General features: G+C 43.8%; 24 protein-coding genes. 9 read left to right on the top strand and 15 right to left on the bottom strand.

All coding sequences use genetic code 11. The features are described from left to right. The first annotated feature begins 507 nt into the window (after positions 1-507). Complete coding sequence (locus tag RH89_RS24200) at positions 508-1,335, top strand: DUF481 domain-containing protein (RefSeq protein WP_004407788.1); 828 nt, start codon at positions 508-510, stop codon at positions 1,333-1,335. 47 nt (positions 1,336-1,382) lie between these two features. Here the strand turns inward: RH89_RS24200 and RH89_RS24195 are convergent, their stop codons facing one another. From RH89_RS24195 to RH89_RS24185, 3 genes are read right to left on the bottom strand one after another with little or no spacing between them, the layout of a single operon-like run. Beyond that, entirely contained in the window at positions 1,383-1,742 is a 360-nt protein-coding gene (locus RH89_RS24195) for a hypothetical protein (RefSeq protein WP_004407787.1), read from the bottom strand. 60 nt (positions 1,743-1,802) lie between these two features. Then, the gene (locus RH89_RS24190; protein WP_004407786.1) at positions 1,803-2,537 is read right to left on the bottom strand and encodes an oxygen-binding di-iron domain-containing protein; all 735 of its coding nucleotides are present in this window, start codon (positions 2,535-2,537) and stop codon (positions 1,803-1,805) included. Further along, positions 2,515-3,144 carry a hypothetical protein gene (locus tag RH89_RS24185; protein ID WP_004407784.1) on the bottom strand — a complete coding sequence of 210 codons (630 nt, stop codon included), beginning with the start codon at positions 3,142-3,144 and terminating at the stop codon, positions 2,515-2,517. The genes RH89_RS24190 and RH89_RS24185 overlap by 23 nt, the downstream gene beginning before the upstream one ends. A gap of 179 nt (positions 3,145-3,323) precedes the next feature. Between RH89_RS24185 and RH89_RS24180 the strand changes: the two genes are divergently transcribed. Beyond that, positions 3,324-4,199 carry a hypothetical protein gene (locus RH89_RS24180; RefSeq protein ID WP_004407783.1) on the top strand — a complete coding sequence of 292 codons (876 nt, stop codon included), beginning with the start codon at positions 3,324-3,326 and terminating at the stop codon, positions 4,197-4,199. A 42-nt stretch (positions 4,200-4,241) separates the two neighbouring features. Here RH89_RS24180 and RH89_RS24175 read toward each other — a convergent pair whose 3' ends face one another. Beyond that, positions 4,242-4,898, bottom strand: a complete 657-nt coding sequence (locus RH89_RS24175) for a DUF2726 domain-containing protein (protein WP_004407781.1) — start codon at positions 4,896-4,898, stop codon at positions 4,242-4,244. Between the two features lie 144 nt (positions 4,899-5,042). Here RH89_RS24175 and RH89_RS24170 point away from each other — a divergent pair, with 144 nt between their 5' ends. Continuing rightward, a complete protein-coding gene (locus RH89_RS24170; RefSeq protein WP_004407779.1) occupies positions 5,043-5,501 on the top strand; it encodes an A24 family peptidase in 459 nt (152 codons plus the stop codon). On the opposite strand, the gene RH89_RS24165 is transcribed toward RH89_RS24170, so the two are convergent. The 3 genes from RH89_RS24165 to RH89_RS24155 all read right to left on the bottom strand — a co-directional run bounded on the left by RH89_RS24165 (position 5,488) and on the right by RH89_RS24155 (position 7,974). Beyond that, positions 5,488-6,252 carry a substrate-binding periplasmic protein gene (locus RH89_RS24165; protein WP_022593378.1) on the bottom strand — a complete coding sequence of 255 codons (765 nt, stop codon included), beginning with the start codon at positions 6,250-6,252 and terminating at the stop codon, positions 5,488-5,490. The genes RH89_RS24170 and RH89_RS24165 overlap by 14 nt on opposite strands. A gap of 19 nt (positions 6,253-6,271) precedes the next feature. Then, entirely contained in the window at positions 6,272-7,072 is an 801-nt protein-coding gene (locus RH89_RS24160; protein WP_004407776.1) for a type 2 periplasmic-binding domain-containing protein, read from the bottom strand. A gap of 113 nt (positions 7,073-7,185) precedes the next feature. After that, positions 7,186-7,974, bottom strand: coding sequence for an EAL domain-containing protein (locus tag RH89_RS24155; protein WP_004407774.1), 789 nt, complete (start codon positions 7,972-7,974; stop codon positions 7,186-7,188). 416 nt (positions 7,975-8,390) lie between these two features. Here RH89_RS24155 and RH89_RS24150 point away from each other — a divergent pair, with 416 nt between their 5' ends. The 3 genes from RH89_RS24150 (at position 8,391) to RH89_RS24140 (ending at position 12,104) form a co-directional block, all read left to right on the top strand. Beyond that, the gene (locus RH89_RS24150; protein ID WP_004407773.1) at positions 8,391-9,356 is read left to right on the top strand and encodes a phosphate/phosphite/phosphonate ABC transporter substrate-binding protein; all 966 of its coding nucleotides are present in this window, start codon (positions 8,391-8,393) and stop codon (positions 9,354-9,356) included. Next, positions 9,353-11,494 (top strand): EAL domain-containing protein, encoded by a 2,142-nt coding sequence (locus RH89_RS24145; RefSeq protein ID WP_004407772.1) that lies wholly within the window; start codon positions 9,353-9,355, stop codon positions 11,492-11,494. The genes RH89_RS24150 and RH89_RS24145 overlap by 4 nt, the downstream gene beginning before the upstream one ends. 136 nt (positions 11,495-11,630) lie before the next feature. Then, positions 11,631-12,104 carry a DUF4198 domain-containing protein gene (locus RH89_RS24140; protein ID WP_139063355.1) on the top strand — a complete coding sequence of 158 codons (474 nt, stop codon included), beginning with the start codon at positions 11,631-11,633 and terminating at the stop codon, positions 12,102-12,104. A gap of 88 nt (positions 12,105-12,192) precedes the next feature. Here RH89_RS24140 and RH89_RS24135 read toward each other — a convergent pair whose 3' ends face one another. Further along, positions 12,193-13,749 (bottom strand): methyl-accepting chemotaxis protein, encoded by a 1,557-nt coding sequence (locus RH89_RS24135; protein WP_004407770.1) that lies wholly within the window; start codon positions 13,747-13,749, stop codon positions 12,193-12,195. Between the two features lie 647 nt (positions 13,750-14,396). Here RH89_RS24135 and RH89_RS24130 point away from each other — a divergent pair. After that, positions 14,397-16,367 (top strand): sensor domain-containing protein, encoded by a 1,971-nt coding sequence (locus tag RH89_RS24130; protein ID WP_004407769.1) that lies wholly within the window; start codon positions 14,397-14,399, stop codon positions 16,365-16,367. Positions 16,368-16,729: 362 nt separating this feature from the next. Further along, positions 16,730-17,611, top strand: coding sequence for an AEC family transporter (locus RH89_RS24125; protein WP_004407768.1), 882 nt, complete (start codon positions 16,730-16,732; stop codon positions 17,609-17,611). A gap of 29 nt (positions 17,612-17,640) precedes the next feature. Here the strand turns inward: RH89_RS24125 and rlmF are convergent, their stop codons facing one another. The 3 genes from rlmF to RH89_RS24110 form a co-directional block, all read right to left on the bottom strand. Beyond that, positions 17,641-18,642, bottom strand: coding sequence for a 23S rRNA (adenine(1618)-N(6))-methyltransferase RlmF (rlmF, locus tag RH89_RS24120; RefSeq protein WP_004407761.1), 1,002 nt, complete (start codon positions 18,640-18,642; stop codon positions 17,641-17,643). A gap of 15 nt (positions 18,643-18,657) precedes the next feature. Further along, entirely contained in the window at positions 18,658-19,152 is a 495-nt protein-coding gene (locus RH89_RS24115; protein WP_004407760.1) for a M48 metallopeptidase family protein, read from the bottom strand. A gap of 103 nt (positions 19,153-19,255) precedes the next feature. Next, positions 19,256-19,870, bottom strand: coding sequence for a glutathione S-transferase (locus RH89_RS24110; protein ID WP_004407758.1), 615 nt, complete (start codon positions 19,868-19,870; stop codon positions 19,256-19,258). A 126-nt stretch (positions 19,871-19,996) separates the two neighbouring features. Here RH89_RS24110 and RH89_RS24105 point away from each other — a divergent pair, with 126 nt between their 5' ends. Then, on the top strand, positions 19,997-20,581 hold the full coding sequence (locus RH89_RS24105) for a TetR/AcrR family transcriptional regulator (protein WP_004407757.1): 585 nt from the start codon (positions 19,997-19,999) through the stop codon (positions 20,579-20,581). Between the two features lie 2 nt (positions 20,582-20,583). On the opposite strand, the gene RH89_RS24100 is transcribed toward RH89_RS24105, so the two are convergent. From RH89_RS24100 to RH89_RS30000, 4 genes are all read right to left on the bottom strand, one after another. Further along, the gene (locus tag RH89_RS24100; RefSeq protein WP_004407755.1) at positions 20,584-21,705 is read right to left on the bottom strand and encodes a response regulator; all 1,122 of its coding nucleotides are present in this window, start codon (positions 21,703-21,705) and stop codon (positions 20,584-20,586) included. Continuing rightward, positions 21,705-24,896 (bottom strand): hybrid sensor histidine kinase/response regulator, encoded by a 3,192-nt coding sequence (locus RH89_RS24095; RefSeq protein ID WP_004407753.1) that lies wholly within the window; start codon positions 24,894-24,896, stop codon positions 21,705-21,707. The genes RH89_RS24100 and RH89_RS24095 overlap by 1 nt, the downstream gene beginning before the upstream one ends. Continuing rightward, positions 24,889-25,476, bottom strand: a complete 588-nt coding sequence (locus tag RH89_RS24090) for a SpoIIE family protein phosphatase (RefSeq protein ID WP_038147236.1) — start codon at positions 25,474-25,476, stop codon at positions 24,889-24,891. Before RH89_RS24090 ends, RH89_RS24095 begins: the two co-directional genes overlap by 8 nt. Next, positions 25,473-25,661 (bottom strand): ATP-binding protein (locus RH89_RS30000; protein WP_004407748.1); only part of this gene is annotated, 189 nt, incomplete at its 5' end. The genes RH89_RS24090 and RH89_RS30000, both read right to left, overlap by 4 nt.

Below are 25,661 nucleotides of genomic sequence, written 5' to 3'. Positions count from 1 at the left end.
AGGTACCAATAAGTGATGTGGCAGAGGGGGCAATTAACCCACTTTCTGTAAAGCGTCGGTTCTTCCCCAGGATATTGAGTTCACTATCCAAGATAATGGCGTATTCGCTGTGTGACATGTGTCGCCTCAGGACGTTTTTATAATTTGTTTTTCGTGATGGTCGCTGTGGAGTTTTTATTATCGTCCGAGCAAAAATGCAGTTTAGGCAGCCACACTTTCCCCGTAGCCGCAGATAGACTCTCGAAGCGTTTCTTTAATAAATGTAGACACAGACTCGACGAACCTCATAAAAATAGGGCGACATAACATGGCTTTATGCCAAAACAGAGACGTCTGGCACAAAAATGAGAATTCGGAAAATGAGTTCTATAAATTTCAATATACAGCTCACTTACGTCGGATAAACAATTTGAAACGAATTGAACCCCATATCGAATGTTGTGTCCGTAGCTCATAACTGCTATCTATGTATTTAAACTTCTGATAACCAAACGGAACTTAACAAACATGATAACTAAAGGACGGTTGGCTGCCTCCCTTTTATTGCTTCTTTCCGGGGCATCACAGGCTGGCGACCTGAGTGTGAAAGTGGGTGGTTTTTACTCCAGTGCAGATACATCCATGGGGGCTTACTCTTCAGATCTATCGAGAAGTTTCGATCTGGATTTTGAATCCGACTTAAGGCTAAAAGAACGCGAGGTCTTACCCTACCTTAAAGTTGAATACGCGTTTAACTCAAAGCATGCAATGTACCTTGACTGGCGTAGCTTACACCGAAATTCTTCGGTCACCTCAGAACGCGCTTTTTCTGTCCCAATTGATGGGGAAATCTACGACGCTAAAATTGGTGCAACCATTCAGTCCACGCTGAACATCGACCTTGCACGATTGGGTTACTCCTATTCGTTTTTTGAAAACGAAAACTGGGACCTGGACCTGACGGCTGGTATCCACATTATGCAAATGCAGATTGGACTGGGGGGCGAGCTGAGTTTACAAGGTGGTAATCAGAATGTTGTGTTAGGTAAAGGAAACTATGCGTTTACCGATGTCACTGCTCCACTTCCAGACATTGGCTTGGAAGCGGAATACAAGATTAACGAAAACTGGCGCGCAATTTCCCATGCTCAGGTGTTTTACATTGAGTTTAATAGCATCAAGGGTTTGTTAGTAGACGCCAATTTGGGTGTGCAATACCAGTTCAATGAAAACTGGAACGCCGAAGCTTCCTACAGCTATTACGAAGTCAATGTGGATTATGGGTCTGAGCGAACCGATCTGAACGTTAACTTCCAGTTCTTTGGTCCTATGGTGACTCTTGAATACCAGTTTTAATATCTGACATAAAGAAAAGCCAGTCGAGTTGACTGGCTTTTCTGGTTTTATGTGTCCCGGTATATATTCGCAAGGCGGTTATGAAGGAAGTTCTCTATGAAAGAGTCTAATTCTTCCAGCTTTGCGCCAATAACCCAAAAGCTTTCGTACTCAGCGACCAGAAAATCGTGCCCCGCTTCTGTTAACTGATAATCTGAGATGGAAGTGCTGCCGGCTTTTTCGCTTTTTTCTATCAGACCTGCATCAATCAGATCTTCAAACCGAATCCCAAAGTCCAGACAAAAATCGAAAAGAGGTTTGCTTCCCCTTTTCATTTGTGTGCTTTTCCATATGTCGCGCTGTTCAAAAAAGCATGCTGATACAGTCATTTGCTCATTACTGATGATTTCTACATTAGATACAGACATGGTATTTCTTCAAACCCGATAGTTGAATGAATTCAGAGTATCTTGACGTAGAACTGACAGTTATTTCGTCGCGACTCCTACGTCCAGACCATCTAGCCACATCAGGAAACGCTTTACATCGTCTCCTTTGAATATGCCGCCGTGCTGTGGGCAGAGCATATCAATTTCCAGCTTACTGACTTTTTCGATCCATGCGGTCTTGGCTCTATTTGAGGGCATCCACCTACGGTGAAAATACTCCATTTTTGGTATGTGAGCATCAAAATCCTGAACAAACATCGGCGCATCTACAGCGTCTAGTGCTGCTCCGATGTCTCCCGACATTAATATTTTAGCTTGTGGATCGTAAACTGAGAAATTTCCTGACGAATGCATGTAATGAGCGGGAACGAATTGCAACTCTAACCCTGCCAGGCTGAGCGTTTTTCCTTCATCAGGAATCGGCATGTAATCGACGTTCTCCATACCAAAATGCTTAATGAACCCTTCCCACAACCAAGGCGAATGAAGTTTGGCTTTTGGAAGAGCCTGATCCCATAAGCCCAGGGATGAAATAATGTCGGGATCCTGATGAGACGCAAACAGGTGGGTAATGTTTTCGACTGGTACTTCTTTAACAACACATCCCAGCATGGCGGAAAACAGCTCAATACCTCCTGGGTCTAGAAGGATGGCTTCGTCACGGTGGGTAATCATGTACTGGTTAGTGTCTATGATGCCGTCTGGCTTTTCCGGATCCCGTCCAAAAACAATCCAGCGATGTGTTCCTTGGTTAAACAGCACTTTTGTTTGCATAGACTACCCTTGTGAGTTCGGAGAATAAATTGAGTGACTGAAGCACATGGCTTTGAATTTCTTTGGCAGAATCTGCCACGCTGGTCGCGATACTGTTGAGTTGCTCCTGATGCAGTTCTTCAGCCTGAGAAGCTTCGACACTGAGCATGGTGGATATGATTTGTGCGGTTTTCAGCTCACTGTAAAGCTCATCCAGCATGTCATTGAGACCTCTGGCTTCTTTCTTAAACTGAGTAATAAGTTGGGCGTGTTGTTCACGGGTCTGTGTGATTGCGGGTGCAAGGCTTTCAATGTAGCGAGCATCGGTATCTCGGCAAATTACATTATTGAACTTGGTGAGCGCAGAGGATGAACGTGTTTCGGAGGTCGCTATTCGACTTAATAGTTGTGCCTTTTGATTGATGACTTTGGATGTATCCAACGTTTTTCTTACCAAATCATCTATAGAATCCGTAATTGGTCTGAAGCCTGCTGCGCTTTCCCCTGCCCTTAGCGCCAATGCCCGCGCATTGCTGGCTATTAATAATAAACGTTTGGCAATCACCATCCCTTTATTAAGCTCTGCAGCCACTTCCGCAGCAATCACAAATACTTTCTTCTCTGACATGCTCTTTTACACCAACTGTAGTTAGAGTTATTTTTTCTCTTTCTTTTGAATATAGTTCAGAGAGCTCACTTAACCACACATAAGCGATGGTTAATTCCTAAAGATTACGAAAATTAGGTGTTTGGGATTTCAATCGCTAATCCTTTGATTACAATAAGGCTGTAACCATCGGAGTGAATATGCTTTCAACCAGTCGATTAGCAGAAAAACTTAATGTGAAATCTGGCGCCCTGTTTCATGCACTTGAGCGTTATGAGTTCATCGTGAAAAAGGATGAATCCTGGACCTTAACTGAACTTGGTGAAGCCCAAGGCGGCAAGTATCAGGAATCTAAGCAATACGGAAAATACATAGTCTGGCCTGAAGATATGTATGTGCCGGTTTATGAGCTCAAAAAAGACAAGCTGACCGCAAGCCAGGTGGGAGCAAAGTTTAAGCTCTCGTCGCACCAAATGAACCAATTGTTTGGCGAGTTGGGGTGGATTGTACGCTCAGGTAAAGGATGGGTTACCACGCCGCTGGGCAAACGTATGGGCGCAGACCCACGCAATAACGCAAGTTCGGAAATTGACTATGTTGTTTGGGATTCAGGAATATTATTAAATGCCAGACTGCTTGCTTCCGCGGAAGAGCTACTTGGCTGCCACGTAAGCCAGCGATCCACAGATAAGTCATATTCTAACTTCCGCCAGAAATTCGAAGCCAAATACCATTGTGCCGATGGGCACTATGTACGCACCATCGAAGAAATGCATATCGATAACTGGCTGTATCTCACAGGTGTTACACACGCCTATGCCCGGACTCTGCCAATCGAGCAAGACGTGCAGTCTTCTTTCTACCTTCCCAGAGTGAATGTTTATCTTGAATTTCAGTCGGCTGACCAATCGACCGAGCAAGCAATTGAATTTAAAGAGAAGCTAGAAACATACAGAAAATATGGGCTTAAGGTGCTGGTCATCTCAGAGGATGAGCTGTCCGAATTAGACAAGTCGATGCCAGTAAAACTTTCCGGTATTGGCGTGACAATGTCACAATTAAAAGGTCAAAAATAGCCAGCTTATTCGCTGGCTTCATTTATCTGCTTTTCTTAAGATTTAAGACCAATTGATTTCTTCAATGAAATCTTCAGTGTGCTTACAGTTTGGATAGCGGCTGCATGCGTAATACCGTTTTCCTTTGTAGGCGCCCTGAACGCCCACTTTTACCACCATTGGTGACTGACATTCTTTACAGAATCTCACCTCAGGTTCAATTTCCAGCGTATCAATGTACTCGGCCAATACTTTGCGAAGTCTCCCTACCTGGTACGCGTATTTTTCATTAGCGCCTATCAGGGGGATACCAGACGTTTTACAAACATGCATCAGAAGCTTTTCGCGCTCTGCCTTGGTTTTATTCAACTCTTTTCCATTATCGAATTCAATGATGCACATCACTTCTAACGTACCGGGGCGGCAAATCACAAAATCCAGGTGCTTACGCGCAATCTTATTAAAGGCAGCAAGCCACTTCTTTTTGTCCTTATTGGGGACGGGCATGATCACGTCAGCCATATGGACTTTTGAAAAGACGATGGCGCGGTTATCTAATGCGGCAATCAACGCATTGTAAAAGGCAATTTCTTTGCTTCCCATTAAACTGCCGACCTTCTTATAGGGGTACGTTATGGGTGCATAGCGTTTCGCAAAATATTTTTGGTAAATGATGAACACAGTGACCAAGATAAAGAGCAAAATGGCAACGCTCTGCATATTGATTCCTTCTTGAAGTGGATAAGTCAGTTGGGAAGCTCAATTCAACAAGTAATTGAGCCTTATGGATTATGAGCCTTATTTTGCCCTTCGGCAATAAACATCTATACATAACCCATGGAGGATTAAGGTATAATTCGAGATATGAATATTGAACTCTCTCTTAATACGCTTCTTTTTGTTGCGCTCTGCATTCTTGGTATTGCTATTTGCGTTTCGGACATCCGTCATCGACGCATTCCCAACAAACTAGTACTACTTGTTGCCCTTAGTACACTTCCCCTCGCTTTTAACAATGATTTTATCTGGGACTCACTTCCCTATGCAGCGCTGGTTTTCGTTATAGGCTTTGTTGCGACTGTGATTGGAATCTGGGGAGGTGGTGATACCAAGCTACTCACTGCTTTTGCCATTGGCATTCATCCAGACTACTTACTATTAAGTGTGATGAGCATGTTTTTACTTGGTGGTATTCAGGTAATCATAATGGCGCTGTACTACCGAAGCCTGAAAACATTTCGGGAAAAAGGCATTGCCTATGGAATACCTATTGTAATCAGCAGTACAGCGATGTGCTTTATCAGCGTAATCAGTGGCTTTTAAAATGCTGATCCATATAGTCTCTCATGATTTGATCAGCATCTATCTTTCCGAGACCTTGGTTAAATACTTCTAGCCAACGCTCGCCTTCAGGGCCACGTGTAAAGGCAATATACAAATCTTTGTACACTAGTGGCTTTTTGTTTAACTGAAGTTTCTCTTTAACCTGAGAAACTTCAGGATCATGCATTCGAAGGTATCGGAGTACATTTTCATCAATGACAGCGAGATCAAGTTCAGAACTCGCCACTTTCAGTACGTTTTGCGTATCTGTCATCGACTCTTGTGCTTCGAGCTGACCACTGTGGATCATTTCATCAAATTCGCGGGTGTTTCTGTAACCACTTACCACACCAATTGTGTATGGCACCAAATCGGTAAGCGCCCGCCATCGAATCGGCTTGTCCACATTTTCGACCAAACCTAGCATCCCGCTCCCCATGGGTTCTGAGAGCAGTAACTTGTTGGTTTTGAAATAATAGGCAGGAAAATAGCCAACGTAATAATCGCTGGATTTGGCGAGAGAAACAGCTCTGTTCCAGGGGAAGAAGTCCACTTCCAGTTGGTGACCCATTGCGTCAAACGCCGCTTTAGCCACGGCGACACTGGCACCTTGCTGCACCAGTTCTTCGCCCGTGTATGGAGGCCAATAGAGTGAGGTAAGCCTGACGGTATCCGCCATTACGCAACCGGATACCGCTGCGGCAGCCGTAAAGATACAGCTATGCCATAGTCTTCTAATTTTAGGTTTCATGTGTTTAGCAACTAACGTTTTATGGTGAGATCAGTTCAATAATTGTCCGATCTTCTGGTTTTATGGTGTTGATTGTTTTTTTCCAATGCTTATCAATAAGCTGTTGCATTAAACCACTCTCTTTGGCTTGCTTCAATGCCCTTTCGATAAGCAACTTGTATTCTATTGCTGATTCACTCAAATAGAACACCATGCTGCGGTTGTATTTCAGGATGAGTCGGTCTTCTATTTCTAACTGTGGTTGCCCTTCTGCTTCAGCAAGAACTTCATGCATTCCCCGGGGAAAGTAGTTCACGCCACCAGTTTCTGAGAGCATTTCATACAGCTGTCGCCATTCTCCATCTTTTACATGATATGGCAGGTTACTCGCCTTCCAAACATCTATGTCATACCAGTTAGCTCCTAGCCCAGCTACTAGCCCGGATTTTTGCAAGTCCAGTAATGTGTTGATGTTTTTAGAATGATGCTGCGCACCTTTAGGAATGAGTAAAATTCTCTGCCCAATCATGCCATTCGTTAATGGCACATCGACTAACGCGTACTTCTTATCACGTTCATTTGTCTTAACTAGCCAGTAAAGGGAGATCTGATTTTTGTTCAACATGTGAACAGCACGCTTTTGGGGAGTGTGACGAGAAGGAGTAATAATGTTGACTTCAATACCCTGAGCTTTTAAGGATTCAGTCAGCAGCTCATGGAAAAATTCATGACCATTATCTTTGAAAGCAGGCAGCGTTAAAGTGACTTTGTTGATTGCAAACACGTTGAATGCAATTCCGTAGCATAATGAAAAACCTACCAGCCAATGACAAAGCCTCATACACCTCTTCCTAAAACAAAGACCCTCTTATTTAATATATACCTTAATAAGCTCTATGCTTAATTTCTGGTCAGATTTATGTTTAAGAATTATTAAGAATGAGGACTTTACATCTAGTTTGCAGTAAGTTGAGGCGGAAGTGGCTTGGGTCGACCAAGGTAAAAGCCCTGGAACATATCGATATTCATGTCTGCAAGCTTATCAAGCTGCGCTTTTGTCTCTAGCCCTTCAAGAATCACTTTAGCGCCAATACTGTTTGCTAGCTCAAGTGAATCCACCAAATCGAAGTCATTATGACTTACGAAATTATCCAACAGCGACTTATCTAACTTTATGATGGAAGGCAATAGAATTTTGGCTCTCGCCTCGTTCGAAGCACATTGCCCAAAATCGTCCATTGCGATGGTAATACCATATCGGCTTAGTACCTGAGCACCTTTGAGAATTTTATGTACATCACCCTCATCGAATTCCATGATTTCGTAAACCAGTTGTTCTGGATTCAGGTGAACTGCTTGTAGGAAACCTAATAGAACGTCTATTGCGTTGTCATCGTGTGAAAGTACTTGAAATACTAATGGCGATGCATTGATGAAGATTTTCTTATCGCGATGGGAGGACTGGGCAAAATTTCTCAAATGTATGCTTGCGCATAACAAAGAGACGTTAATCATATCAACAAAAGTGAGCTCTGCGCTTCTGAAGAAAAGGTCAGGTCTTACGGGTTCCTGATTTTCGTTTTTAATTCGAACAAGTCCTTCAAACCCAAACACATCCCCACCTGCTATTAAGATAGGCTGAAAAACACTACTAAATGTGTAGTTTTTGTAGTGAGCACACAAGTACCCTTCTTCATCCCTAAATAGATGTTTTTGAAAATCTTCCGGGCTTGAGAGATACATGCAACTTTTCCAAGTGAGAGCGCGTGAGTATCAAGTCATTATGCGTATGCTTTTTCATAAAATCAAACAACTCAATAACTGGTTGTACCTTAAACGTAATTCATATAGGGCGATTTATAAGAGATAAATCATTTTAAGGAAACGTCTTCTGAGCCAAAACTTCAAAACCTTCTCGCCGTAACTTAAACCGAACAAAAAACAATCAAAATATAAATCTTACCTCTTGCTAACAAATTCATAATGAGCCAATTAGAAAATATGATTATACGGTAAATATAATTGAAACATCTTGTAATGATTTATTGCACAGTTTCTGTTAACTTGCTTCCAATTATCGTTTACACAAATGAAAGATCTCCCTATTCTCTCAGATTAGCCGAACTCACTTTTTGTTGTTTTTAGAGGTTCCACTTTTCATGAAAATCACAGCTTCGACATTGCTGTCTTCAGCAACCATTGCATGTCTGACGATTGCAAATCCAGTGTATGCTGAATTGAGCAACCAAGACTCTATCCAATTGAATGACAAACCTTTTGTTGTTGGTGCTGTGTCTCAAAAGGTGAAGTCACGAATTAAATGGAGCTTACCACTAGCGAACTATCTTGCAGATTCACTCAAAGAATTTGGATACACGCACGGTGAAGTCGTGGTGGTTTCAACTCTGGAAGAAATGGAAGAAAAGCTAAGAAATCACAAGGTTCACTTGCTTCCTGCAACTGTGTATAGCGCCCTACTTTATGAAAAGAATGCTGATGCAAATATTCTTACAAGACGTTGGAAAAAAGGCAGAGCCACATACAGCTCTATAATTTTTTCTATAAAATCAGAAGATTCAAAATCTTTTCATGAGCTAAATGGAAAATCTATACTTTTTGAAAAGCCAAGTTCAAATAGCTCATTCTTTATACCTGCGGTTTCGTTACTTAGCCAAGGGTATGAACTTCAATATTTAGACAGCCATCGCCAAAAACCAGATTCGGACAAGGTCGGCTATATGTTTATTGATCAACAACTCAAACAGTCTAACGAAATTAACATCTCCTCCTGGGTCTATCAGGGAAGAGCAGATCTTGGTGCCTTCAGTGACAGTAATTGGAACGCTAATGAAGATATGCCAGCAAAGATTAAACAATCTGCGGAAGTTGTTTACGAATCGTCCCCTTACCCTAGGGATCTGATGCTGTCTTCTCCTGAGTTTTCTGATGAAATGAACAATGCAATCAGACACACACTGATGAACATGCATAATACTGCTGAAGGCAAGGCAACGTTGGTTAGATTCCAGAAAACCACAAAATTTGATGAACTTAATGAAGAAACACGGAAAGTTTTGGATGAAGCGCGCCTGCAACTACCAAAAATTGAAGCCCTAACAAAATGAGCCGTATTTCTTCGATAAAACTGAGCACCCGCTACATTATCGCGACAGCGAGCATCATTGCTGCGCTGTCGCTCAGTCACTTTATCCTGCAAAAAAATCTCTATAACGAGCACACCGATAGCATTATCGAAGAACTGAACAAACACACCCACAACAGCTTAAGCCGACAGCTTCAACTTCGTGGCAAGTCGATTGCACTTTATCTGTCTGAACACCTTTTTGACCCGCTGTATAACTACAACCTTGAGGCGACGTATTTAGCGATTCAGCCTGCCCTTTCACAGCGAGAAGTGATGGTCGTTAATGTCATTAATAAAGATGGTAATGTGTTCCACGATGGTACTGAAAAAATGCTTTCATTTGGCGCGGTGCCGCCGAATCAGGACCTCATTAAGCAGTCGATGCGTAAAAACAAACCCTTTATCAAGCAGACTAGTTCCAAGCTGATATACATTCAGCCCATCTCCCAGTCTGGTATGTCAATGGGTGCGGTCTACATTGAGTTAAGTCTGGAAAAGCTCCTGAACGATATATCCGACAACCAAAAGATCATTGGTGAAGCGTACAAAGAGAACATTCGAAGTCTCTATCAGGGGCACTTCTGGATTACTTTTGCCAGCTTTGCATTTAGCCTCCTTCTCGCAACTCTTATGGCGCGCTCGCTTACTAAACCCATTCGCCGGCTAACCACACACATACAGGAAACGGGGCAAGGCAAGTTCAGAACTATGCGTGCTTTGCGTCGTTCAGATGAAATTGGTGAACTGGTTAACGCATACAATGACATGGGAATGCGTATAGAAAAGCATACCGAAGACATACGCTTTATGGCGTACCACGATGCTCTAACAGGTTTACCAAACCGAACGTATTTTATTAGCCATGTAAATGAGCTAATTCAATCCGGTCAACATCAACAAATTGACGTTTTCTTTATTGATCTGGATGAGTTTAAACAGGTGAATGATCACTTCGGGCATGCTTCTGGCGATCACCTGCTCGAAATCGTCTCAACTCGATTATCACGTGAAGTGGGATACGGTTTCCCTGAAACTGAATCAAACATGGTTGCTCGTCTTGGTGGCGATGAATTTTTGATTTGCTGCGCGGGATTGTCTACAAAACAAAGTGAATATATGGCGGGCAATATTCTTTCTACCCTTCAGAAAGACATTGTGATTGAGAGCGATACCATTGTCGCCGGTGGCAGTATCGGGCTTGCTTCATACCCAAGCCACGGTCAGGACGCCGAAACCCTAATCAAAAATGCAGACATCGCGATGTACCACGCCAAAGAACGTGGGAAAAACACCTACAGTTTGTTCACCAACGCGATGAACCAAAAGATAGAGCGGCGCATCGACATTGAGCAGGAACTGCGCAAAGCATTGAACCAGCCGGAGCAATTCGAACTTTGGTATCAGCCTAAGATTGATATGCAGTCTGGAAAGCTTTTGGGAGCAGAAGCTTTGGTCAGGTGGAGGCACCCTACTCGTGGGATCATCATGCCAGACGATTTCATCCCTATCGCAGAAAATACCGATATGATTCTGCCTCTGGGACAACATTTGATCGATCGCGCCTGCCAGCAGCTCGTTGCCTGGGAATCTACGCTTCCAAAAGACTTTTACGTAACCATTAACCTTTCTGCAAAACAACTCTACAGGCAGGACATAGGTGGCATTCTGGCTAAAAGCATGTTGAAGGCGGGTTGTCGTCCAAGGCAGTTACAGCTGGAAGTCACAGAAAGCCAGCTGATTCAGGACATCGATACCGCACGTGACATCATTCGAAACTTACGCGAACACGGTATACAGGTACTGCTGGATGACTTTGGTACGGGTTACGCATCACTCAGCTATTTGCAAAAACTTCAGTTTGATGGGGTGAAAATAGATCGATCATTCGTTTCCAATACGGATACCAACGCCAACGATCGCTCTCTGGTAGAAGCCATTGTGTCTATGGCGAACAGCTTGGGCATGAAGACAGTAGCGGAAGGAATTGAAACTAAAGAGCAGGCTGAGTACATCCGTGGTATCGGATGTGATATCGGTCAGGGTTTCTTCTATTCAAAAGCACTACCTGCTGATCAGTTCACCTCAAAGTGGATTTCTCAACCAGAAGCAACAAATTAAGCTGACACAAGTCGTAAAAAATACCGTAACAAAAACACCTACATCGTTTTTGATATTTTTCACAATGCATTTTGAACGGTAACTTATTGAAACTGGCAATAAACCCTAGTGATATATGTTCAAAAAGTGCTTTTTAGTGTTGTCTGCAAGTTACCCGATTAGCGGTACAGCCGACATTATTTCTTTGTCTCCAAATCCAAATAAGGTTGCCCCGGCGGTTTCCGGGCAACTATTTGAAAATCAGCAGCCTGTGCCGGGGGCAACGGTCGTTCGCACCATCACCACCAACCGAACCATTGTGGAGATTGTGAAAACCGATAAGAACGGCTATTTCAAATTCACTCCGTTTCACTACGACTTTCCTATTCAGACAAAGTCATCCGACACTATTCGTTCAATGATAAACATCACCGCTGAATACGGAAAAAACTCAAAAGCGATATGGTCTTCTGAGCATGCAGGAAGCCATTACCTGCCCTTTATGCCGCCAGCGATGAAAGACTTAAGCTGTGATATGAATGAATCTGTAAACCTTTACGAATTCTCATCGGGCTACCAGCAAATTCTTCCAACACGGGTAACCAGTATCTGTCAGCTATCAAGAGAGTAAGGTTGTCACTCCCTTTTACTACTCAACAAAAAGCCCCGCTAAAAAGCGGGGCTTGGTTTTTGTGAACGGAAAGTAAGGTCAACCGACCCTAGATACGTCTGAACTGGCTTACCAACTTACCTTGCGAATCCAGGTTAGCTACTAAGCCTTCACATTCATCTCGCGTATCGCTCGCTAGAATATTCGTCGCGGAGCAAACCTCACTGATGGATTGAACGCTTGAGTTCATATCCTCTGTTACCCTTGCCATCTCTTCTACTGCTGTTGCAATCTGGCTATTTCTATCTGAAATGTCTGAGACTTGACCCATCAGCACGTCCAGCTTGTTACCGGAAATTTCTGCGCTATCTACACATTGTTTAGACAGGCTGTTGCCTTCTTGCATTGCGTTAACAGCACTTTGCGTACTGGACTGAATCTGGGTAATCACCGACTGAATCTCTTCTGTCGATTCATGGCTTCGTTGTGCAAGTGTACGAACTTCATCTGCAACGACTGCAAACCCACGTCCTTGTTCACCAGCACGTGCCGCTTCAATTGCCGCATTCAGCGCCAACAGGTTGGTTTGTTCAGCGATACCCTGAATCACGGTCAGCACATCGCCAATGGTTTTACCATGAGCTTCCAGTTCGGAGAACAAACCAGACGCTTCATCCAACTGAGCAGACAGCTTCGAAATTGCGTCCTTCGTTTGGCTAACCGCGCCAAGCCCTTCCGTTGCAGCCGTATTTGCGTTAGCCGTTGCTTCTGATGCGCTCTGTGCGTTTTCTGCAATTTCGTTTGCCGTTGCGTGCATCTGGTTCACGGCAGCAGCGACTTGTTCAGTTTCTGCAGTTTGCCCTTCGAGGTTAGATGCCGTGGTTTCACAGTTATTGGAAGAGGACTGCGCCGCTTCACCAATCTGATCGTTCGAATCCTGTATGCGCCCTACTACGGCATTGAGCTCTGACTGCCTCATCTTAAGAGCCAGCTTAATTTCCGAAATGTCATCAATATGATCGTTGTAAACCAACTCCATCAGTGGGTTATCGAAGACTTTGCGAGATTCCTCGGATAACGCTTCCAGTCTTCTGGTTAGAGAATACACCGACGCAATTGCAAGAAGAAGCAAAGCCCAGACGCCAACGCCTGGAACAAAAGTGTTAGCAATTGCAGAAAGGATGGCCGCGGGAACAAAGTACATGGTAGCTCTTTGCCACAATCGTGTTCTTGGAAGCTTTAGCTTAAATGGCGTTTTACCAGCACGAATTTGTGCGTATATTTTTTCTGCATTATCAACATGATTACGTGCTGGGCACAGTCTTACAGACTGGTATTCAACGGTTTTTCCGTTTTCCTTGATTGGTGAAGCAAAGGCATCTACCCAATAATGGTCACCATTGGCACAGCGGTTTTTAACCAGCCCCATCCAGGACTTACCTTGTTTGAGGTGTTCCCACATGTCTTTGAAAGCTTCGGGCGGCATGTCCGGGTGCCTGACCATGTTGTGCGGCTGACCAACCATCTCGTCCAGCTTATATCCAGCGACTTCGCAGAATTCTTTACTGGCATAAGTGATGTGACTGCTTGTTGAAGTTACTGACAGCAAATTATAGCTGGGTGGATACATGACTTCTTTTTGTGTAACCGGTTGATTTACGCGCATAATAACCTCAGTTGTGAATCATATTTCTATTTCGATTTTTTTGGGGTAACACTTTGTTTAGCAAAATCTAATGTCATTTATATGAATAGCTCTCATATTTCTATAGACGCAAAATTAGTGAAACTCAAACCAACGAATGAGACTTTTTTGAATATTGATACTAAGTCGATTAAAAAGACGCATATTGACCACAAAAACACTGGGTTATTAAAACTCGACTGCTTTCATTACATTAGAAATCCATTGAAAACGAAGCTACCTTCTTAATAGAGCGATATTTACTATTTAGCTCAAAAAGTTATCTAGTAGATTTATCGTCTCGAGGTCGGTAATAAACTTTATAAATACCGCACTCTTTCCTGTGAAATCAGATGCTTACATAAGCTTACAAATACATGTGCTACAAATCGAAAATATAGAAATGCGCATAAAAAGAATGATCTTCCGTGATTGGTTTGATCTCTACAATTAACTACTAACTTTGGCGGATTCTAAAAATTATTTGCTTATCCTGCGACGCAACACAGGCATAGATTTTATATTGCGACAAATAATCAAATTAGTGCATATGGATCGGGCATAGCATTCAAGTCAATAATGGTGAAAACGATTACTCCAGTAAGAATCCAAAGAAACAGGCGTAGTACATGCGAGAATATGAAGACTTTGAATTACTTCATAACCCGATATGGATATTTGATCTCGACAGCAAGCAAATAGTCTGGGCGAATTCCCCAGCGCTGGTCTTGTGGGAAAGCGACTCTCTCGACGAGTTAAAGAAACGAAACCTCCGCTCTTCAATGTCGATGGCCGTCGAAGCCACACTGGAACAATATCGAAAGAAATTCAACAACAACGAAAAAGTGCGTACCTGGTGGAGTTTTACGCCAAAGCGTAAACTCAAATGCGCGCTTTGCGTGTTTTCAGGAATCGAAATAGCCCCAGGTAAAACTGCCATGCTGGTTGAAGTTGTGGCGGAGCGAAACAGCCTTAAACGTGATCTCGCATTTTCTGGAGGCGGCAGCCTCTCACTTCTTTTTGATCACAAAGGCAACCTTGTCAGCGCCAATGAAGCATTTCGACTCACGTTTGCAACCAGCTTTTACACCTTGGGCGATTTACTTTCTTCAAAAATCCGAGCTTTTGAATGGTTAGAATCCGCTCCTATGAAGCAGGAAATTAAAGAAGAAATTAGCTATGACATGGATGGAAAACCCCATCACTTCGATGTGACCGCACAGTGGTTGTTTGACAAAAATCAGTTGTTACTTACTCTGGTCGATATAACGGAAAAGAAACAGCGATTAGAGGAAGCCAGTTTCAATGCCTGTCACGATTACCTCACCGGATTGTACAATCGTCGTGGCATGTTAGACGTTATATCAGAACACACCATTCAGCAGATTCCTTTCACACTCGCCTTTCTAGACCTCGACGGGTTCAAATTGATAAACGACACCTACGGCCATGAGGTCGGTGACGAACTCCTAAAAGCTGTGACCCAGCGTTTGAAGCAGTGTGTGCCTGACGGATGCATATTAGGTAGGTTTGGAGGCGATGAGTTTGTTCTTCTGTTTCCGCAAAAAGGTCTTGATCAGGTCTCTTCTACACTGGGGCAGATCATTCACCTAGTTGCCAATCACTATCCTATTAATCGGATTGGCGACCTTTCCATTACTGCCAGTATGGGTGCCAGCCATTATCCAACCAACAGCCAGGATGTTGAAACGCTGATCAAGCAATCTGGAATGGCAATGCATCAGGCCAAAAACGAAGGTCGCAATCGCTTTGAACTGTTCTCTCCTACCCTTTCCAGCACACTCAACCGAAAAGTATTGGTAAGACAACGCCTTTCTCACGCGATAGAAAGAAAAGCGTTTACATTGGTTTTCCAACCCATTTTGGAAACTCAGTCAGATACCATGGTTGGTGTTGAAGCCCTTCTGCGCTGGGAAGATGAAAAGCTCGGTAACGTACCACCAGAAGAATTTATTCCACTGGCAGAAGAAACCGGGCAGATCATCGAAATTGGCAATTGGGTTTTGAATGAAGCATGCAAAACGTTAGCAGAGTGGAAACACGTTCTCCCAGAAAACTTCACCATGAGCGTGAATATCTCTCAAATTCAGGTCAACAATTCACTCAGCAAGCAGCTGGAAACCATGCTCAATTACTATCAGATTCCATCAACACGTCTGGCTCTTGAACTGACGGAATCTGCCATGGTTTTGAAGCATGAGGAATGCGGCAAGTGGCTAAACAACATCGTGGATCTGGGGGTCAGGATTTATCTCGACGATTTCGGCACTGGCTACTCTTCTCTTTCGGTATTGGATGCACTTCCGATTTCAACCATCAAACTGGACAAAAGCTTTGTCCATAAGTGTCATAAAGGAAGTGAAACCATCATTAAAGCGACAGTCTCCCTTTGCAACGCTCTGGATATGACGCTCATTGCGGAAGGTATAGAGACAGAGGAGCAACTTTCAATGATTGAATCTCATGGTTGTCGTTATGTACAGGGCTTTCTTCGCAGTTATCCGCTACAGAAGCACACTTTGGAAAGTCGATATTTGAATGCCGGCAATGATGAACTCATAGAAGTTTGTTCGGAATGACCAGTTTTTAGCTATAAATTAAGGGCTTACTAATGTAAGCCCTTTTTTATTTCTTGTTCGCATTAGACCTTTGTCTAATAAAACACTCAATACGATATTGATGTAGATCAATAAGACCCACACAGTCGATAAGGTATTGTTAACCCCGTTACAGCAATGTGAAATATATGAACAAATCATGCCGCTCGTAACGGTTTTCCCTACTTTTACTAAACACCCATCGGTGTTTATTTTGTAAGCTCAGGACACTGCGGGCGCCTGAGCTTTCTTTTTTTAACCCATCAGTTCTTATTTTCAGTGACCTTATTCAAGATCGCTGCTAACTTGTTCACCTCTTAACACCAATTTTCCCAAGGATGCGAATGTTCGAGCAGGTCGTTAACATTATTTTTCCGGTTATCGCTCTGGTTTTTGTTGGCTTTATCGTTGCCAAATTTATTAAACCCGACTTTAAACCCATTAACCGAATAAATATGGATGTGTTTACACCCTCGTTAGTATTTTCATCCTTGGCAACCATGTCGTTAGATGCGCAGCAACTGCCATTGATTGGTGCTGCCCTGATTGCCATTCTGGTCCCGGGAATCCTGATGATTCCTGTCTGTAAAGTTCTGAATCTAAACTACAAAGCCTGGGCACCACCCCACATGTTTCGCAACAGTGGTAATCTGGCTATCCCGTTATTTACCTATACGTTTGGCGATACAGCGTTAGCACCGGCGGTTCTTCTGTTTGTGATGTCAGCCAGCACTCATATCAGTGTTGGGCTGGCTTTGCTGAGTGATGGGAACCCGTTCAAGCAAATTATTAAAATGCCTGTATTCATCGCGGCTTCGTTGGCACTGGCATTCAACCTGTCGGGAATTGAGTTGTGGCGACCTGTCTACAACGCCACTTCGTTACTCGGGCAGGCAGCCGTTCCTGTGATGCTTCTATCGCTTGGTTCTCAAATGTGTCATATGAAATTGGCGGGATTGAAAGCGGGTGTGATGTGTTCACTACAATCACTGGCGACCGGGCTCGTCGCCTTTCTGATTATTTATCACTTTGTTCCGCTTCCGCCGATGCAAATGCAGATGATGGTGCTATTTACCATGCTGCCACCGGCCGTTATGAACTATCTGTTTGCAGAGCGATTCAATGTCGAGCCAAGAAATGTTGCGTCTATGGTTCTGTTCGCGAATTTCTTCAGCATCTTCACTCTTCCGATCCTACTGATGACTGCACTTTCGATGGGAACGTAATTATACCCAAGTAAACTCAGTCATGTGAGCTATTTGGATACAAACCAGTTTGCCTGTTCGTGTTCATCCAGAAACGTCCAGGCAACAAACCGAGTGATCTTCTGACCGTGCGTCATTTCCACGATGCGCACTTCATGAGCCTCTAATTTTTCCAGCGCTTTTCGTAATGGTCGAACGTTGTCTTTCTTAGAAACCAAAGTCGTGAACCACAAACACTGTTTTGCAAAGTGCTTACTTTCAAAAGCCATGTTACGGATAAATTTTTCTTCTCCACCTGGACACCATAGTTCAGCTTTTTGTCCACCAAAATTGAGTTTAGATGCCGTGCTCTTTGGCTCACTCCCTTTCTTTGCTCGGTTCTGTGAAAGGTTTTTCAGCTTTCTCTCTGTGCCTTTCGCGGCTTCCTGAAGCGACTTATGAAACGGAGGATTACACATAGTGAAATCTACCCTTTCATCCGTTTTTAGAATGTTTCTGAAATAGCACTTTGGATCGCTTTGAAGTTCCACCGAGAGATTACTTTTTAATGATGGATTGTTGTCGGCAATCTTTTTCACGTTCGCTACGGATTTTGGGTCGATATCAGTTGCTCTCATCAACCAGTTATACTGGCTTATTCCGACAATTGGGTAGACACCATTCGCTCCGGTACCAATATCCAGCCCCGTCACTTCATATTCTTTGGGCACATTGATTAGAAGATCAGAAATATGATGAATGTAATCAGCCCTTCCCGGTAGTGGAGGACAAAGGAAGCCTTTGGGAATATCCCATTTTGTGACACTGTAATGCTTGGCTAACAAAGCCCGATTCAAAGCAATCACAGCCTGTTCATCAGAAAAGTTTATCGATTCGTCACCTTTAACCGTTTTAATTACAAACTTCTGTAGCTCTGGGGAAGCTTTGCACAAAGACGGGAAGTGATACTTACCCTTATGAGGGTTTCTTTTATGTAACGCTCCGAAGCGTTTCTTGATTACTTTTGTTTTAGCCGTCTTGTCAGAGGCTTTGGACTGGCTTTTTGAAGGCACGAAGCGATTTTCCTGTTAAGAAAGTTCTTGATAAGTAAGGTACAAGCGAGCGTCCAGTTCTAGCTGGTGATAGTCTGGCTCCATATGACAACAGAGTTGATAGAACGCTTTGTTGTGCTCTTTTTCTTTTAAATGCGCCAGCTCATGAACGACTAGCATCCTCAAAAGCGGCTCGGGCGCGTTTCGAAATAAAGTCGCTATGCGAATTTCGTTCTTGGATTTGATCTTGCCACCATGAACCTTTGATACGTAGGTATGAAGTCCAAGTGCATGGTTGACCGTGTGGATCTTCTTGCAATACACCACTTTGCTTAGAGGAGCTGACTTCTTAAGATATCGATTCTTGAATTGCATGGTGTATTCAAAAAGCGCTTTGTCAGAAGTGATGTTGTGGTTATTTGGATAGCGTTTTTGTAGCCAGGGTCCGAGATTACCCTGATTTATGAGCTGCTGAATTTGATCGAGAATGTGTTCAGGGTATCCCTGAAGGTACTGGAGCTGAGTGTTCATTGTCTCTTCCCGGCTGGAACGTCAGGCATTCTACACCTAAAAAGAGCATTTAAAAAAGCCTCTTTTATCAAGAGGCTCAGAGTGTACGAATTAAGAATACTCGTTATTGCTGGAATGATTCGCGTGCAGAAACGCTATCGAACCACTTCTTAATTGCAGGGTAAGATTCAAATACTTCAATTTCTAATCCATTCGCCGCAAAGCCAACAAAGATAGCACCAGTGATGTCTACAATTGTGAAATGGTCTGCCGCAACGTACTCAGATTCCGCCAAACGTTTTTCAAGTTTTGGTAAAAAGCTCTCTACACGTTTCTTAGACTCTACACCCCAGGCTTCAACACACGTCTCGCGATCGCTGTAGATGCCTGTCAGGTTTCGAAACGCCTGAAAACCGGCATAAAGACCTTCAAACTCCATGACACGGTGCCACATTTCTACGTTAGCCTGCTCAAGTGCATCTTTACCAAATAGAGCTTTGCTGTTTTCTGTAACAGCATCCAAATAACGACAAATTGCCACACTCTCCGAGATCACTTCGCCGCCATCCAGCTCAAGTAGAGGCACCTTACCGTTTAACGACTTAGCCAGATATTCAGGTGTTAGATTATCGCCTGCTCTTACATTGAGCTGTTCTTTTTCCATCTCAATTCCCAGCTCTTTCATAAAGATAGTTACGCGACGCGAGCTAGGAGTCATTGCTGTTTCGTAGAGTTTCATTTTGTTTTCTTCCTTTATCTGAACGTTCGTTTAGAATTACTTTAAAAGAAACCTAAACGATCGGTCAAGTATTAAATTTTTCTTTCAAAGCTGATATACTCCGTCGAGCAAGAAGTGAGAGAAACTATGCCTAGAAAAAGTAACTTTGATAAACAAGAAAAACTCATTGAAGCCATGACCCTGTTTTGGGAAAAGGGCTATGCCAATACATCGGTAGCGGATCTGGTAGATACCCTGGGTATCAACCGTTTTAGCCTGTACAACACCTATGGCGACAAACAGGCACTTTACTATTCCGCTCTGGATTTCTACCTGGACAACATTTCGTTCCCTTCAATGAAATCACTTCTTGAAGAAGATGCTGACCTAATAACTATAGAAGAATTCCTAACCCGCTTTGCCAGTATTCAAAAAGATCAGAAAAGCGGCTGTTTTTTGCAGAATGCGCTCATTGAGCATGGCGGAACCGACGACATGGTGAAAAATCGCGGAGAAGGTGTGTTTGACTTGCTTCTGAGTAACTTTGAAAAAGCGTTGATTAACGCGCAGTCAAAAGGACAAATTGACGATAAAAGTGATGCAAAAGCCTTGGCGTCGCTACTACTGACTCAGGTGCAGGGTGTCAGGGTACTGGGAAAAGCTAAAGCGTATGACCAGTTAGAAATGGCAGTGAAATCCCTATTCCTATTGCTCAAAGCCTACAAAATTTAACGTCAGTTTTGTTTCTCTGACCTTTCTTCTGGCTCATCGGCAAACCGGTGAGCTATTTCATCGAACGTCTGCTCTACCCGTCTGAAAGCCTCTACCACATCCGGATCAAAATGGGAGCCGGATGAAGATTCTATGATCTCGACGGCTTTGCTGTGAGGAAATGGCGGCTTATAACATCTTGAAGAAATAAGCGCATCGTACACGTCTGCAACAGCCATCAACCTTGCGCTTAATGGTATATCTTCACCAACCAGATGGTCTGGATAACCTGAGCCATCCCATTTTTCCTGGTGGTAATACGCAATGTCTTTAGCGTGTTGCAAAAATGCGCAGGTCACTCCCAAGGTTTTTTCAACCGCATCTATAGTGTCGCCACCAAGCTTGGAGTGACCTTTCATGATATCGAATTCTTCGTCGGTCAATTTACCGGGTTTGAGGAGAATGTTGTCCGGAATGCCAACCTTTCCTATATCGTGCAGAGGCGCAGATTTATACAAGGCTTCGATGGTTTCAGAGTCCAGTTTACTGGCGTATTTAGGGGATTCCGCCATGGTTTCGGCAAGAATCTTCACATATTTTTGCGTGCGTCGTATGTGGTTGCCAGTGTCGTTATCCCGAGTTTCCGCTAACGATGCCATCGCCAGTATCGTTGCGTCCTGAAGCAATTCCAGCTCTTCGGTTCTTTCCTTAACTCGCTGCTCCAGAACATCATTGTGCTCTTTCAGGCTTTCCATCGCGAACTTGAGCTTGAGGTGAGTCTGCACGCGAGCAAGCAGAATCGGTGGGCTAATGGGTTTCAGGATGTAATCCACTGCCCCTACATCAAACCCTTTCTGCTCATCTTCAATCTGCGATTTTGCGGTTAGAAAGATGACGGGAATCGATTCCGTTTTTGGGTTCTTTTTAAGCTTGTAACAGACTTCGTACCCGTCCATTACAGGCATCATGATGTCGAGCAACACCATATCCGGGTTGAATCGTTCGCATAGCTCCAGAGCTTGCATACCACTGACAGCCGCAAGCACTCGATAGTCGTCTTTAAGCAAACCGGTAATCAGAGTCCGGTTTTCAGCTGTATCGTCGACAATCAGAATTGTCTTTTTGTCACCCTGCTTAAACAACATTAGGCTCCTTGCACTTTACCCATGTCCAAAGGGTATAAATTCACCAAGCTCCTGAGGATGGAAGCTGCCTGATCAAAATCACAGTCGTGGATCAGTTGGCAGCAACGTTCAAATTCCTCGCCACCCAATACCGCCTCGAAATCGTGGTGATGCTCTTCCAGAAAGTCGATGGCACTTGCATCAAAGTTTTGCAGCAGTTCATCAAGCTTGTGTGCCCTTCCTAAAATATTGGCATCTACTTCTTGTTTTTTGGTCGGCAGTTCGTGCCCAATAACGCTCGACAGCTCAGGGAAAAGATCCTGAATGTAGATGTCGATGTCATTGAGTAAAACGCTCATTTCATCTGGCTTTTCACTTTCTATCAGCACTTCCAATCGGGAAGCCATGTCTGACAGCCTCATTAGTCCCATATTCGAACCAGAACCTTTTAGAGTATGGGCAGCCATGGACGCACTTGCACTATCCCCTTTCTCAATCATGATCTCGACGCGCTTGCGGAAATCGAACTCTTTATTGATCAACTGACCAAGAAGTTTCTTAAATAAGGCTTCATTGCTTCCAACGCGAAGCAATGCATTTTTATAGTCGATAGCATCCATGTCGTATAAGGTGCGATTTTCACGTTTTACCTCATTAGCGATCTGTGCTGGTTCAACCGTTTGAACCTCTTGTTCTTCTTTAGGTTCAGTTACAGCTTCTGGTGGGGTGCTCGGTAACTCTTTTAGTTTGTTACCAACCCACTTGCGAATAAGTTGGTACAGAGTCTCGGGGTCAATAGGTTTAGATATATGGTCATTCATACCTAAATTAAGGCATCGTTCACGTTCCTCAACCATGGCGTGAGCCGTCATGGCGATCAATGGAATGTCTGCATAACGACAGTTCGAACGAATTCTCTTACTTGCTTCGTATCCGTCCATGACCGGCATCTGTAAGTCCATAAACATAATGTCGAATGGTACTTCGCCTTCCCCGGACTCCGACAGATGCTCCAACGCTTCTTTCCCGTTGTTTGCAATCGTGACTTCCATTCCTTTGCCCGACATGAGTTCGAATGCAATCTGTTGATTGATCTCGTTATCTTCCGTTAACAGAACTCGCAAACCTTTAAACTCATCGTTATCTTCAGAGCGGACTTCCTCTGCTATTTCAAGCGCTCTGTCCACATCCGTAAATAACTCAATCAGGCAGTCGTACAATGAAGACTGGCTCACCGGCTTAGTCAGATAATTTGCTATTTCAATGTCGTTAGATGCTTTCTTTACTTCGTCTTTGTCATAGGCCGTCACCATAACCACTTTAGGCAGGCTTTCGTTGCCAATGTTGTCACGCATCATAGATACGGTTTCAATGCCGTTGAGTTCAGGCATATTCCAGTCCATCAGCACCAATGAATACGGGTTTTCATCCTTGATGTGTTGCTCAACCATATCGAACGCTTCTTTACCGTTGTGCGCCACCTCTGGTTGAATCGGCAATGTTTCGAGCATTTCAGACATGATCTCTACCGCATGTCGGTTGTCATCTACAATAAGCACTTTTAGCTCATCCAGCATATCCGGGCGCAAAGCGGTTAAACGGTCTTTGCTGCTTGCAATTTGATCTGCCAGATCAAACCACACATTGAAAACAAACCGGCTTCCTTCATCAGGTTCGCTGTCTACCCTAATGGTTCCGCCCATAAGCTCTACTAGTCGGCGACATATGGAAAGCCCAAGTCCAGTTCCGCCATATTTCCGTGTGGTACTGCCATCTGCTTGAGTGAATGCGGTGAATAGTCGACTGGATTGCTCTCTGGTCATCCCTATGCCCGTGTCAGCAACGGTGAACTCCAGTTCTATGCGGTCGCCAATCTGCTCAAGCAAGTCCACGGATACTGTGATCTCTCCCTGCTCTGTAAATTTAACCGAGTTGTTCACCAGATTTATGATCACCTGACCAATACGCAGTGGGTCGCCAATTAGCTGCTGAGGAATAGTTCGTGGAATGTGGAACAGAAGCTCAAGATTTTTTTCAAACGCTTTCTGCCCGGTAACGGTCGACACATTTCGGAAAACGTCATCTAAAGTAAACTCGATGCTTTCCATTTCGAGCTTACCCGCTTCGATCTTCGAAAAATCGAGAATGTCGTTAATGATGCCAAGTAACAACGTGCCCGAGCTGTGGATTTTTGAAACGTAGTCTCTCTGCTTTGGCGACATGTCGGTTTTAAGGGCAAGATGTGCCATACCAATAATCGCATTCATGGGCGTACGAATTTCATGGCTCATATTGGCAAGGAACATGGATTTTACTTCGACCGCTTCTTTGGCTTTCGCCATAGCCGCATTCAGTTCCCGCTCCGCAAGTTTTCTCTCGGTAATATCACGAATAAATAATGTCGCCTGACATATGTCGCCAAGCTGAAAAATGGTCATTCCTATTTCAGCGGGAACCAAACGCCCATATTTGTCTTTGGTTTCAACTTCAAAAAACTGCCCCGCAAGACTTTGCTGTACCTGTAAGTCAAGCTTGGCACCAAGAACATCGTCCAGACGACTTTCGCCTTCCATGTTCAGTAGTTGCTTAATAGGCTGATCCAACGCTTCATCGGCGGTGTAGCCATAAAGCTCCTCGGCGTTCTTGTTCCAACTAATGATTTGGCAATCTTTGTTAAGCAGGATCACCCCTATTGGTGCACTGTCGACAATGGTACGGGAGAGTTCTTCTGACTTTTGCAGATCCAGTGTTTGCGATTCGATCTCTTTCTCCAGCCCCTCTTGATGATGAGCAAGGGCGGCATTTTTAGCCTGTAAATCAACCATCAGTTCTTCGACGGTTTTTACCGAAAGTTCGCGTTCCAGCAAATCCAGTTCAAATAAATCAAATGGTGTTTTGGCTTTAAGTTCGATTTCAATGAGAGAGTCAGAATGCTTAAATGGAATTCGGGCAGATGAAATGAGATTAAAATCGATTTCCTGTTCAATGGTGTTACTGACAAATCGAATCGAAGCTTCATTCGCCAGAATTTTGAATGTGACGGGCGCGTAGTTCTCGTTCACCACTCTAAGAAGCTGTGAGAACTTAAAACCCCACATATCCACTTCGACGGGGGTATAGCCACTGCTTTTTAATATGCTGGTGACTTTTTTGCGCGCCAGAAGCAAACTGGCGTCGCTACCGTCTATTGTCAGTAATCCAATTTCATTCATCACTGCACCTAACTACTATTACCGTTGCATCGTCATGCCGTTTACTGAAACGTTCCATGATGATGCCAGAGGCACTATCGGCAGTTTCGTACTTCAACGTCGGGCACTCGGACAAATCAAAATGTTCCTTGATTCCGTCTGTGGTGAGTACGAACATATCTCCATCAATGTAACGGTCGGAAAATGGATTAAGCGTTGGAATTCTCTCGCCCACGATACCCGGCTGGGAACCAAGACTCATCGTTGATTTAGAGAAAACTCTGACGCTATTGTTTCCAACACCTACACACTCAAACGTTCTTGTTGCCCGGTTAAGGGTAAACAGTGTGATTGCCGCGCCAATACTGCCTTTTAAATCTTCATTTAACTTGTTCAGAAGCCATTTCAGGTCGAACGAACTCTCGTTTTGAATCGACTCTTCAATCTTACGAGACAAACTCGCTGCATGTTGACCATGCCCTAGCGAGTCGATTACCGCGACAAACAGTCCTTCATCGCTTTCGAGAATGACTGAGCCATCACCACACACCACCTCGCCGTAGAAAGGTCGGCTTCTGACGCTATAACTAAAAGGACTCATTGCACCCATTTACTCGCCACCACCTGTGTCCCGTTACTGGAAGACTCAATGTGAAAATCGTCCATCATTCTTTTCACACCGGGCAAACCCAATCCAAGCGTTCCAGACGTACTTTCGCTGTCTTTGAGTGCGCGTTCGATGTCCTCAATACCTTGACCTTTGTCGACTGCGCGAATCTCAAGTCC

The organism is Vibrio nigripulchritudo ATCC 27043 (assembly GCF_000222685.1).
Taxonomy (GTDB): Bacteria; Pseudomonadota; Gammaproteobacteria; order Enterobacterales; family Vibrionaceae; genus Vibrio; species Vibrio nigripulchritudo.
This window is presented reverse-complemented; position numbering and strand designations above follow the sequence as displayed.